The organism is Flavobacterium weaverense (assembly GCF_003688495.1).
Lineage (GTDB): Bacteria > Bacteroidota > Bacteroidia > Flavobacteriales > Flavobacteriaceae > Flavobacterium > Flavobacterium weaverense.
Map to the genome: position 1 here is coordinate 325,189 of NZ_REFH01000009.1, position 11,991 is coordinate 337,179.

14 protein-coding genes and 1 pseudogene are annotated in these 11,991 nt (G+C 31.7%); 6 read left to right on the forward strand and 9 right to left on the reverse strand.

All coding sequences use genetic code 11. The features are described from left to right. Window positions 1–19: 19 nt before the first annotated feature. From BC961_RS08200 to rpsF, 4 genes are all read right to left on the reverse strand, one after another. Window positions 20–493 (reverse strand): DUF6495 family protein, encoded by a 474-nt coding sequence (locus BC961_RS08200; protein WP_121925369.1) that lies wholly within the window; start codon window positions 491–493, stop codon window positions 20–22. Between the two features lie 157 nt (window positions 494–650). Next, the gene (gene rplI, locus BC961_RS08205; protein ID WP_121925370.1) at window positions 651–1,094 is read right to left on the reverse strand and encodes a 50S ribosomal protein L9; all 444 of its coding nucleotides are present in this window, start codon (window positions 1,092–1,094) and stop codon (window positions 651–653) included. 66 nt (window positions 1,095–1,160) lie between these two features. Then, window positions 1,161–1,457 (reverse strand): 30S ribosomal protein S18, encoded by a 297-nt coding sequence (gene rpsR / locus BC961_RS08210; protein ID WP_066077030.1) that lies wholly within the window; start codon window positions 1,455–1,457, stop codon window positions 1,161–1,163. Window positions 1,458–1,459: 2 nt separating this feature from the next. After that, window positions 1,460–1,801, reverse strand: coding sequence for a 30S ribosomal protein S6 (rpsF, locus tag BC961_RS08215; protein WP_121925371.1), 342 nt, complete (start codon window positions 1,799–1,801; stop codon window positions 1,460–1,462). Window positions 1,802–1,967: 166 nt separating this feature from the next. On the opposite strand from rpsF, the gene BC961_RS08220 reads away from it, so the two are divergent. Then, window positions 1,968–2,663 (forward strand): LytR/AlgR family response regulator transcription factor, encoded by a 696-nt coding sequence (locus tag BC961_RS08220; protein ID WP_121925372.1) that lies wholly within the window; start codon window positions 1,968–1,970, stop codon window positions 2,661–2,663. A gap of 145 nt (window positions 2,664–2,808) precedes the next feature. On the opposite strand, the gene priA is transcribed toward BC961_RS08220, so the two are convergent. The 4 genes from priA to nadC all read right to left on the reverse strand — a co-directional run bounded on the left by priA (window position 2,809) and on the right by nadC (window position 7,612). Then, window positions 2,809–5,259 carry a replication restart helicase PriA gene (gene priA, locus BC961_RS08225; RefSeq protein ID WP_121925373.1) on the reverse strand — a complete coding sequence of 817 codons (2,451 nt, stop codon included), beginning with the start codon at window positions 5,257–5,259 and terminating at the stop codon, window positions 2,809–2,811. Window positions 5,260–5,334: 75 nt separating this feature from the next. Then, window positions 5,335–5,763 carry a DUF2147 domain-containing protein gene (locus BC961_RS08230; protein ID WP_121925374.1) on the reverse strand — a complete coding sequence of 143 codons (429 nt, stop codon included), beginning with the start codon at window positions 5,761–5,763 and terminating at the stop codon, window positions 5,335–5,337. A gap of 83 nt (window positions 5,764–5,846) precedes the next feature. After that, a complete protein-coding gene (locus tag BC961_RS08235) occupies window positions 5,847–6,758 on the reverse strand; it encodes a YihY/virulence factor BrkB family protein (RefSeq protein ID WP_121925375.1) in 912 nt (303 codons plus the stop codon). Next, window positions 6,755–7,612, reverse strand: a complete 858-nt coding sequence (gene nadC / locus BC961_RS08240) for a carboxylating nicotinate-nucleotide diphosphorylase (protein ID WP_121925376.1) — start codon at window positions 7,610–7,612, stop codon at window positions 6,755–6,757. Before nadC ends, BC961_RS08235 begins: the two co-directional genes overlap by 4 nt. Before the next feature lie 429 nt (window positions 7,613–8,041). Between nadC and BC961_RS14980 the strand changes: the two are divergent. The 5 genes and pseudogenes from BC961_RS14980 to BC961_RS08265 all read left to right on the forward strand — a co-directional run. Continuing rightward, window positions 8,042–8,281: pseudogene (locus BC961_RS14980) on the forward strand (hypothetical protein); the annotation flags it as partial. Window positions 8,282–8,315: 34 nt separating this feature from the next. Beyond that, window positions 8,316–8,807 carry a CIA30 family protein gene (locus BC961_RS08250; protein WP_121925378.1) on the forward strand — a complete coding sequence of 164 codons (492 nt, stop codon included), beginning with the start codon at window positions 8,316–8,318 and terminating at the stop codon, window positions 8,805–8,807. A gap of 27 nt (window positions 8,808–8,834) precedes the next feature. After that, the gene (locus BC961_RS08255) at window positions 8,835–10,073 is read left to right on the forward strand and encodes an ATP-binding cassette domain-containing protein (protein ID WP_121925379.1); all 1,239 of its coding nucleotides are present in this window, start codon (window positions 8,835–8,837) and stop codon (window positions 10,071–10,073) included. A 36-nt stretch (window positions 10,074–10,109) separates the two neighbouring features. Further along, the gene (gene rlmH / locus BC961_RS08260; protein WP_121925380.1) at window positions 10,110–10,583 is read left to right on the forward strand and encodes a 23S rRNA (pseudouridine(1915)-N(3))-methyltransferase RlmH; all 474 of its coding nucleotides are present in this window, start codon (window positions 10,110–10,112) and stop codon (window positions 10,581–10,583) included. Window positions 10,584–10,772: 189 nt separating this feature from the next. Next, window positions 10,773–11,234, forward strand: coding sequence for a CHRD domain-containing protein (locus BC961_RS08265; protein ID WP_121925381.1), 462 nt, complete (start codon window positions 10,773–10,775; stop codon window positions 11,232–11,234). Window positions 11,235–11,354: 120 nt separating this feature from the next. On the opposite strand, the gene BC961_RS08270 is transcribed toward BC961_RS08265, so the two are convergent. After that, the gene (locus BC961_RS08270) at window positions 11,355–11,990 is read right to left on the reverse strand and encodes a hypothetical protein (protein WP_121925382.1); all 636 of its coding nucleotides are present in this window, start codon (window positions 11,988–11,990) and stop codon (window positions 11,355–11,357) included. Window position 11,991: the final 1 nt, after the last annotated feature.

Here is an 11,991-nt window from a genome sequence, read left to right on the forward strand (position 1 = left end):
AAAGTAATAACAATAAATTTTACGATTCAATAATTGAATTTATTTGGTTGTATAAAAGACCATCGCTTAAAAAGGCACCTTGCTGAATTAATGCAAATATCGAAGTATTGCGCTCTTCTGTAAATTCCTTTTTACCAACTTTCATTTCGATTGTATCAGTAAACATATTATCGCTTAACCATTGTAATCCTTCTCTAGAAAGAAAATCAGTTTCTGGAACTAAAGATTTCAAAACAATTGAATGAACGTAAGTTTCAAAACAATGAAAGAGAAAAATATGATTTTTAGAAAAGTGCTCTAAAAATTCCGCTTTTCCTAGGACTCCTTCCCATACTAAATCAGAGAATACATCTAGCTCTTGCTCAGCAACTTCAGGCTTCTCTCTTTTTATGGTATCCCATTCTGCTTTGTCAATCGTTTGAGTAGCCAGAAATGTGCTGAATTCCTGATGTAGCTCTTCAAACTGCTCCTTAGTTAATCTTGAATATTTCATAATAGTAAATTTTGCAGCTAACGCGCTAAAGCGCAAAGCAATTTTTTATGACTTGTGATTATATTTTCATTTTTATGTTATTGCTTCATCCCTCGCAATGACCTTAAACAAAAAAAATCCCGACTCACATCGGGATTTAGATCTATTTAGATAGAAATTATGCGTTTTCAGCAACGATTTCATAATCTAATTCAACGATAACATCTCTGTGTAAACGAACGCTAGCAGTATATTTACCAGTACGTTTAACAATTCCGCTAGTGATGAATTTTCTTTCGATTGTTTGTCCACCTTTAGCTAAAGCTTCAGCGATATCAATATTCGTGATTGAACCGAATAATTTTTCACCACCTGCTTTTGCAAAGATTTTAATTTCGATAGCTTTTAAAGCTTCTGCTAATGCTTTTGCATCTGCAACTACTTTAGCTTCTTTGTGTGCTCTTTGTTTTAGGTTTTCAGCTAATACTTTCTTTGCAGAAGAAGTAGCTAAGTGTGCTTGACCAGTTGGGATCAAAAAGTTACGACCGTAACCATTTTTTACCGTAACGATATCATCTTTAAATCCTAAATTTTGAACATCTTGTCTTAAAATAAGTTCCATGTTGTTGTCCTTGTATTATAGAAGTTAGGTTTCATATTTCAGAAAACCAACAAACTTTGTTAAATATTATTTTAGTAAATCCGCCACGTATGGCATTAAAGCTAAGTGACGTGCTCTTTTCACAGCAACTGAAACTTTTCTTTGGTATTTTAATGAAGTTCCTGTTAAACGACGAGGAAGAATTTTCCCTTGTTCGTTTACGAATTTCAATAAGAAATCAGCATCTTTATAATCAATATATTTGATACCTGATTTTTTGAAACGACAATACTTTTTTTGTTTATTTGTCTCTATGTTTAAAGGCGTAAGATATCTGATATCTCCGTCTTTTTTTCCTGAAGCCGATTGTTGTAGTGTAGCCATGATTATGCTTTTGTTGCTTTTAATTTAGTTCTTCTTCTCTCAGCCCAAGAAATTGCGTGTTTATCTAAACTTACAGTTAAGAAACGCATAATTCTCTCGTCACGTCTAAATTCAGTTTCAAAAGCAATAAGAACTTCTCCAGATACTTTGAATTCGAATAAATGGTAAAAACCAGATTTTTTGTTTTGAATTTCGTAAGCCATTTTTTTAAGGCCCCAATCTTCTTTAGACACCATTTCTGCTCCTCTACTAGTAAGAAAATCTTCAAATTTGCTTACTGTTTCCTTTACCTGTGTGTCAGATAAAACGGGATTTAAAATGAAAACAGTTTCATAATGATTCATAAAAAATGTATTTAATGTTAATTTGGGTGCAAAAGTAAACATTAATTCTGAACAAACAACACTAAACTCCTTTTATTCGACGAATGACAAAAAAAAAAGCCATTAAGTAGTTTTTTTTCAAATAAAAAAAGTATGTTTACGTAGCCAAATCTAAATTCTTTTATTTATGAAACTCAACTGTGTTGTCGTGGATGATAGTTCTATCCAGAGAATGATAATTGCTAAATTAGTCAATAATCATCAAAATTTGAACTTAATAGGAGATTTTTCCAATGCCATTGAAGCTAAAAGTTGCATGTCTTTGCATAATGTAGATTTAATTTTTCTTGACATTGAAATGCCTGTTATTAATGGATTTGATTTCCTTGATGGATTAAAAATAAAACCACAAATTATTTTTATTACATCAAAGGCGGAATATGCTATGAAAGCTTTTGATTATGATGCTACGGATTATCTTCAAAAACCAATAGCAATTGATCGTTTTAATGCTTCTGTTAAAAGAGCAATCGACTTTCATTTATTAAAGAAAGATAGTAAAGAGGAAGAAGGCGAGCATATCTTTATCAAGAGTAATTTAAAGAAATTGAAAATCTTTACTTCTAAAATAAAATGGATTGAGGCTTTTGGTGACTATGTAAGAGTGGTTACAGAGGATGATAGTAATCTAGTACTATCAACTATGAAGTCTTTTGAAAATGATTTGTCAAAAGAGAAATTTGTTAGAGTACACAAGTCGTACATTATAAATATTGATAAGGTAGAACGTTTTAACAGTAAATATGCTGAAATTGGAATGACTAAAATTCCATTGAGCCGACATAAAAAAGAAGACTTAGTTAAGGCACTAGCGTTTTCATAAATACTTTTCTTTAGTAAAATATAATTAGAGCTTGGCGCTTTATAAGAATTCCTATCTATCCACTACTTTTAAAATTAGTGGATAAATAGGAATTTCAATTTTTAAGTCATTTGTTTTTCGAACAAATACACCTTATAGATTACCATTAATAAAAATCAACATTGAGAGTTACTTTTATCGATCTAAAATGAGCTACAGCTTCAAAACTATTTAGCATTTTTTGAATAGCTTCTTTCGTATTTCCTATATGTACATTTTGAGGAATTTTAATAATGATGGTACGAATGTATTCATTCCTAATTCTACTTATAAGTGGCTCTTCAGGACCTAATACTGGTATTTGCAAGTTCTGACTCATTACTTGATACAGCCACATCGAACCACTTTTCAACTTATCGTAATCGCGTTGCTTCAATGTTATCTTTATAATTCTGAAATAGGGAGGATATTTATAAATTTGCCTATCATACAATTGCTCGTTGTACATGCCTAAATAGTCATTATTAGTAACTTGTTGTATTGTATTATGATTAGGATTATACGTTTGAATAATCACTTTTCCTTGTTTCTCAGATCTTCCTGCTCTTCCAGCAACCTGAGTCAACATTTGGAAACTTCTCTCAAAAGCTCTAAAATCAGGATGATACAACATATTGTCAGCATTCATAACACCAACTAAACTTACGTTATCAAAATCTAATCCTTTTGCCAACATTTGAGTTCCTACTAATATGTCAATTTCTCTATTTTTAAAACTATCAATTATTTTTTCGAAACCAAATTTCCCTCGAGTTGTATCTTGATCCATCCTTCCTATTTTCGAACTTGGAAAAATACTTACTAATTCTTGCTCAATCTGCTCAGTTCCAAATCCCTTTGTCGTTAAATCAACACTCGAGCAGGCGTGACAATTAGTTGGCTTTGCCATACTGTAGCCACAATAGTGACAGCGTAACTGATTTTTATGTTTATGATACGTCAAACTTACATCGCATTGCTGACATTGAGGCACGTGTCCGCAAGTGAGACATTCTATTATAGGAGAATAACCTCTTCTATTTTGAAACAAAATAACTTGCTCTCCTAAGGATAACGCGCTTGTAATTTCGGCTATCATAATATCACTGAAATGTCCTGTCATCTTTTTTCGAAAGTATTTATCTTTCAAATCTACAAGCTCAATTGCAGGCATCATTACATTTCCATATCGCTTGGTAATTTCAACTAAACCAAATTTATCTGATTTAGCATTAAAATAGGTTTCAATACATGGTGTGGCAGATCCTAGTAAAACTTTCGATTTATGAGAATACGCTAAAACTATTGCTGCATCACGGGCATGATATCTTGGTGCAGGATCAGCTTGTTTGAATGTTTGCTCATGTTCTTCATCAACAATGATTAGTCCAAGACTATTAAAAGGTAAAAACAAAGCAGACCTTGCCCCTATTACTACTTGCGCTTTTTCAGAGTTTTGCAGCACTTGGTTCCAAACTTCTATGCGTTCATTATTATTATATTTCGAATGAAAAACAGCTACTTTATTTCCAAAATAAGCACTTAAACGTCCAACTAATTGTGTCGTCAAAGCGATCTCAGGCAATAAATATAAAATTTGCTTTCCTGTCGCAAGATGCTCTTCAATAAGCTTTATGTAGATTTCGGTTTTCCCGCTGGATGTAACGCCATGAAGCAAGCAAACTTCCTTACTATCAAAATTATCTTTAATTGCAACAAATGCTTCGTTCTGCGCTTCACTTAATTTCAATTCTTTCTTGAGAAAGTTACCGTCAAAATTTATGCGATCTTCTTGCAGTAAATAATCTTCAAAAATCTCTTTCTCAATTAAAGCTTTTACAATCGCTGATGAAGAATTTGCTTCTTCAATCAACTTTTTAACTGTTATAGGTTTTTTTTCTGTCGCGCTTAACTGAAAGTAGCGCATAACAATTTCCTTTTGTTTGGCAGCACTTTTTAAGATTTCTAATAATTCACTTAGACCTTGATTCGAATTATACTTTTCGTGCAAACGAACGTATCGAACTAACTTTGGTTTGTAAGTCTCTTGAATTTCCTCTTGTAGAACTAAAATGTTTTTATCAATTAATTTCTGGATAACAGGAAATATATTTTTCTTGTTTAAGATGGCAATAATATCTTGAACCTTTAAAGAACTTTGCTGTTGGAGTGCTTCGTAAACGAGAAACTCTTCATCACTAAGAAGAGAAGAATCTACAAAAATATCAGTTTTTTGAGAAATTAAAGTTTCACTTTCTAATAAAAGTGCACTAGGCATAGCTCCTCTATAAACATCGCCTATGGCGCACATATAGTAAGAAGCAATCCATTGCCAATGGGCAATTTGTATTAATGTGACAATAGGATTTTCATCTAAGATTTGATGAATTTCTTTAGCCTCGTATAAAGTGGGTTGATTTCGATGAATTTCTATTACTAATGCAGTATAAATTTTACTTTTGCCAAAAGGCACTGCAACTCGCATTCCTGGTTTTATATAAAAAAACTCAGCTTCAGATATACTATATGTAAATGTTTTGGCTAAGGAAAGCGGTAAAATTACTTCGACGAAATACATCTTAAATTAATTATGAGTTATGAATTGAGTTATGATTTGGATCTTTACTCTGAACTCATAACTCACAATTTACTATTATTTTACTCTTTGCCAAGTTTGTGTTCTTCCAAATAAAGAAAGACCTATGTAACCACGCACATTTAATTTATCGTTTCCGTCTAATGCTAGAAAGCATTTGTATGTTTTCCCACTTACTGGATCAATGATTTTTCCACCGTTATACTCAGAACCATCTTTCTTAAGTCCTTTTATGATAACAAGCCCCATTACTGGTTTATTCTTGTCAGCACCTGGACAATTAGTACAAAGATTCTTCTTCTTATCGGCATCTAAAATATCAACCACTTTTCCGTAAATTTTACCTGAATTTTCATATATCTCCACAACCGATTTTGGTTTACCTGTTTCATCATCGATAGTTTTCCATTTTCCAATAACTGAATTTCCTTGTGCATAAAATGCCATTGAAATAAATAAGGCGAGAATTGTTAGTGTGTTTTTCATATTATTTGTTTTTTTTTGTTTTTGATTATGATTATGATTAAAAATATTGCTTTCAAGGACTTATATTGCTTGATTTTATTTAATCAAATACTATTTTTTGCCTTTAATTTATTTACTGTTGCATTCAATTCGAAACCTAATAAAAGTATCATGCAATTGATCCAAATATAAAACATCAAAACCAATAATGTTCCTATCGACCCATATAATTCATTGTACTGTGAAAACTTTGTTACCCATATTCCGAAAAAGTAAGAATCTAGTACGATCAAAATCGTTGTAAATACAGATCCAATTGAAATAAAAGCTCGGTTTTTATCATGTTTTGTACCAAATTTAAATAGTACTGAAGTCGTTATCAAAATCATTAAAATAACGAATGCATAACGGCCAATCACAATTAGTTGAACTTGATCACTAAAAACAGTCATTTGCAATATCACTTCAAAAACTACAATTATCGATACCGTTACTATTAACAGTAAAGATAGCAACATTGACATTGCTAACGCGACTAAATATTGATTGATAAAACCTCGTTTTATTAAAACATGTCTCGATGTTTCAAATCCACCTAAAATTCCATTTAATCCATTTGCCATTAAAAATATAGACAACATAAAACCGGAAGAAAGTAAACCCGAATCACTATTATTAAGAATGTCTGTTATGATTTGGTAAATAGCATCATACGTATTTGGTGGAACGCCATCTTTAACAAACATCAGGAAATCCTCTTGAAATCCTACAATTGGTATAAATGGAATAAGATTTAAGATAAATAAAGCAAATGGAAAAAGTGCCATAAAAAAGCTAAATGCAATAGCACTTGCGTGATAAGTTAATGCACTTTCTACGATTCCTAAACCATAAAGCTCTAGCAGATCATATAAAGATAATCCTTCTAGCCACGGAAGTTTTATCTTTTGTAAACCGTGAACTAGATTCCTTACAATAGGAATTCTCTCTAGTTTCGCTTCAATTTCTTTACTCATATTGCTTTTAAGCTCAAATCCATGTTGTAAACTGAATGTGTTAACGCACCAGATGAAATATAATCAACACCACATTCCGCATAACTCCGTATTGTACTTTCATTAATATTTCCAGAAGATTCTGTTAAACATTTAGAACCTATAAGTTCAACTGCTTTCCTAGTATCTTCAAAATTAAAATTGTCAATTAAAATTCGATAAATTCCATCGCTTTTTAAAATCTCTTGTATCTCGTCTAAGTTTCTAGCTTCGATGATGATTTTTAAATAAAGATTATTTTCTTTTAAATATGCTTTTGTTTTGGCTATAGCCAAAGTAATTCCGCCTGCAAAATCATTGTGATTATCTTTTAACATAATCATATCATATAAGGCAAAACGATGGTTTTCTCCACCACCTATTTTTACAGCCCATTTTTCACAAGCTCTAAAACCCGGAGTGGTTTTTCTAGTATCTAAAACTTTAGTGTTTGTACCCTCTAAAAGCTGAACGTATTTATTTGTCTTTGTCGCAATGGCCGACATTCGCTGCATTGAATTCAACACTAATCGTTCTGCTTTCAAAATGGATTGAGAACTTCCAGAAACGTGAAAAACTATATCGCCTTTCTTAACTTGAGTTCCATCTTCGATGAAAGTCTCTATCTCCAAATTAGCGTCTACGTACTTAAATACCATTTTAGCAAAAACTACGCCAGCAATTATACCATCTTCTTTTACAAGCAGTTTCGCTTTTCCTTGTGCAGAGTCAGGAATACAAGCTAACGAACTATAATCGCCAGGACCAACATCTTCCCTAATAGCATTTTCAATAATTAAATCTAGTTCCTTTTGGAATTGTATATCGCTAATCATTTTATAAAAAATTTATGGAATGCTAAAGTAATGTATATTTTATGGATTTGAAAATTTGTTATTATGTAATTCACGATTCCGAATCTAAAAAATTTACGCCGTTACAAAAATAAAATAATGATCAAAACGCATAATCGAACATTTAACAACGGATAGAAGATCGGAAATGAATATCATTAGTTTTGGCTTTGCTATTTAAAATCATATATTTGAAAATACTAAAATAAATACACTTTTATGAAATATTATATAAGCCTCCTCTTCGCATCGTCATTATTAATTACTTCTTGTAAAAACGATACTGAGGAAAAAAATAGCAACGTTCGTGGCACTGTGGTTCCCTTTACAGAAGTCGGTAACCAAATGAAAGCGCAGTCACAATCAGCAACAACAGATCAAAATTCACAAAATATGAATCCATCAGCTGTTGCTGCAGGAATGAATCCTGCCCACGGACAACCCGGTCATCGTTGCGAAATTCCTGTTGGTGCACCTTTAAACGGAGCTGCGCCGTCAAATACGCCACAAAAAGTAACAGCGCCAACTCCAACAGTGACAACCACTACAACTCCAGCTGAAACAGTTGTTACAGCCGAAGGAATGAATCCACCTCATGGTCAAGCTAATCATAGATGTGATATTGCTGTAGGTGCGCCATTAACACCCTAATCATTTTCTAAATTCAGCATAAAAAAATATAATTATGAATGCAATAGAAATTTTTGATTCTAGTTCGAATGCTAATTCTAGTGCTTGGATCGTTGTGAACGACGGGGTAATGGGAGGAAAATCGCAGAGCACCTTCCATTTAGGTGCTGAAGGAAATGCAATATTTGAAGGCGCAGTTTCGCTGGAGAATAATGGTGGATTTTGCTCGGTAAAGTTGGACGCAAAAGCTTTAGATTTATCAAATAGCAATGTGTTTACGATTCGAATGAAAGGTGATGGAAAAGAATATCAATTTAGAGTAAAATCTAAAAAAGAAGATTCGCACTCCTATATTTATCATTTTCAAACATCTGGAAACTGGGAAAATATTGAAATTCCAATTATAGAATTATATCCATCTTTTAGAGGAAAAAAATTAGATTTACCCAATTATGATGGCTCCAATTTAGAAGAAGTCGCATTTTTAATAGGAAATAAGCAAGAAGAAAAATTTCAGTTGTTAATTTCAAAAATTGAAGCCACTTAACAATTTTGATCTTCTTAAAATTTTAAAATGCAAAATAGTACTCACTGGGCCATACTTCTAAGTAATCATGTCGCTAAAAAGAAATTTATTGATAAAATCTTGAATCATGAAGCTCCTATTGAACTAAATTTTTTCAACAATCGAAAAGGAATTTTGTTTTCTGACTTAGCAATTGAAGATTTTATAGAGAAAGAATACCAATACGATTCAATTGAAGCAGATCCAGCAACTAAAAGACAATTGCGTACTTTTTCCTCTGGTGAACGTAAAAAAGAGTTTTTAAAATATTGTATTATTCAGAATACTGATTATATAATTCTAGATAATGCTTTAGATCATTTAGACTACAATTCAAGAATAGAACTGCATATTGAATTGGAACAGCTTTCTAAAAAAGTTAGTCTAATTCAAATTATAAATCGAAGTGTAGATATATTTCCTTTTATTATTAACAGGAGACAAATTCTAGACAACTCTTTTAAATTAATTCATTTTACAGACTTACCCGCAGCAGACCATTTTTTACTAAAGTCAATTCCACAGCCACTTGAAAAGATTAATCTTGCTGAATCAAATTTAGTTGAGATGATAAATTTGAATGTAAGCTATGACGAAAAACCAATTTTAAAAAATATTAATTGGACGATCAAAAATGGAGAATTTTGGCAACTTATAGGTCCGAATGGCTCTGGTAAAAGCACAATCCTTTCGCTGATTACAGGTGATAATTCAAAAGGGTACGGACAAGAATTGTATCTATTTGGTAGAAAAAAAGGAACGGGCGAAACTATTTGGGACATCAAGAAAAATATTGGTCAGTTTTCAACGGCAATGATAGACTTATTTCAAAAGAGCCATACAGTAGAACAAATGATTCTTTCTGGTTTTTTTAACTCAGTCGGGCTTTATCTTCAACCTAGTACATTACAGACAAAGGTTATGAATGAGTGGTTAGAATTTCTCAGCATGAGTCACTTGAAAAAAACGGCATTCATTCATCTTTCTGCAGGTCAACAGCGGGTTATCATGATTGTGCGAGCCGTTTTAAAACACCCACCTTTATTAATTTTAGACGAACCTACTGAAGGTTTAGATGATGAAAATGTCTCATTAGTTACGCAGCTTATTTCCGCGCTAGCTAAAGAAACTTCTATCGCTATAATTTTTGTTTCTCATCGAAAAGAAGACTTATTGTCACCAAATTTAATTTTCGAATTAACTCCAAAACCGACCGGTTCAGAAGGGAGAATTAAATTCCAAAACTAGTTTACTATCTTTGCATTCTTATTGAAAAACGAACTGATGAATATCAAATTAATTGCTATTGGTAAAACGGATAATAAAGCCCTTCAAACTTTAATAGACGATTATACAAAACGCCTCTCTTTTTATATCAAATTTGATCTGGATATAATTCCAGACATCAAAAACGTAAAAAACTTATCAGAAAGTCAACAAAAAGAAAAAGAGGGCGAACTGATATTAGAAAAGATCAGTCCCACGGATCAACTAATTTTATTGGATGAAAACGGAAAAACATTTTCTAGCGTAGCTTTTTCAGAGGAACTTCAAAAAAAAATGAACTCAGGCGTTAAAACTCTAGTTTTTGTAATCGGTGGACCTTATGGTTTTTCAGATACTGTTTATGCAAAAGCGCAAGGGAAAATTTCACTTTCTTTAATGACTTTTTCACATCAAATGGTGCGTTTATTTTTTATCGAACAATTATATAGAGGCTTTACCATTTTGAAGAATGAACCGTATCATCATCAATAAAACGCTTTATATTCGAATTACTAAATGAAGCAAACACAGTAAGTCGGTACAATTTATATTTCTTTAATTATAGTTTGTAATATAAATCCTATACATAAAGTTAAACAATAAATAATTTCGTGTTAAATAGAAATATAAGTTTGAAAAACACTTCTAAATTTACTTCAACTTAATTTTAAACACTTAATAATGAAAAACTTAATTCGATTTTTTGCAATTTCAATTTGTGTGCTAACTTTCATATCTTGTGACAACGACAATGATTCAAATGATGGCCCAAATGTTACAACTTTTACTGCTAATCTAAGTGGTGAAAATGAAGTTCCTGCCAATAGCTCAGCAGCTAAAGGAACTGCGACTCTTACTTTTAATAACACTACAAAAGCGTTTACTATCAACGTTACTCATAACCTAACGACAGCTGTAGCTGGGCATATTCATATGGGTGCTGCTGGTACTAACGGAGCAGTTATCTTCCCTTTTACAAGCGCTGCTTCACCTATTACGTTTACAAGTGTTGCGTTAACGACTGCACAAGAAGCAGATCTAAAAGCAAACTTAAACTATGTTAATTTACATAGTACTGCTTTTGCTGGCGGAGAAATTAGAGGTCAACTTATAAAAGGTGCTACAACTGGAGGAGGAAAGTAAATATTATTTCAGAAAATTAAAAAATCTTACTTTATAAATAGAGTAAGATTTTTTTTTTGGCAATTAGAAGCTTAAAATTGAGTTCATTTAAGTATCTACATTTTGATGGAGAAACTACTTTTAAAAAATGAACTCCTGATTCTCATCAAAACTCAACTCTTTTTTATTTAGTTTAATATTTTTTATAAAAACCTTACTATATATGTAAGACCCATAACTTATGTTTTTATCAAAGCATAAGATGAAAGTTTTTTCATTTTCAATTTTTATATTATTCAGATATTCTTCTAATTTCAATTTTGAAACTACGGAGTCATTTACTTCTAACCTATCTTTATAAAAGCAAATTTTTAAATTTCCCTTAGTCGGTTCCTCCATTTTATAATAAACGTTTGTAAAAGGTATGAAAGCTAAATTTTTCCCGATTGTATCAGCATATGAATAATAATTTTCTGCTTTTTCATTCTTGTGGGCTTTTTCTTCACGCTTTTTCTGCTGAAGCTTAATCACGTGAGGAATTACTAAACGCAACGGTAAACGCCTATCAATATTAAGAATCCAATTAGTAGAAATAATACTGTTCTTACGATTTAATTCAGCTGTAGTATCTTTTCCGTTTGCGCGAAAAAAGATATAAATTGGAGATAAATCGTCAATGTTTTTCACAATTGTAGTAGCCGCTTTTGGCAACAATACATCTTCTTTATTTCCACAAGAAAAGAGCATGATAAAAGCAATAAGAGTAAAATACTTCATT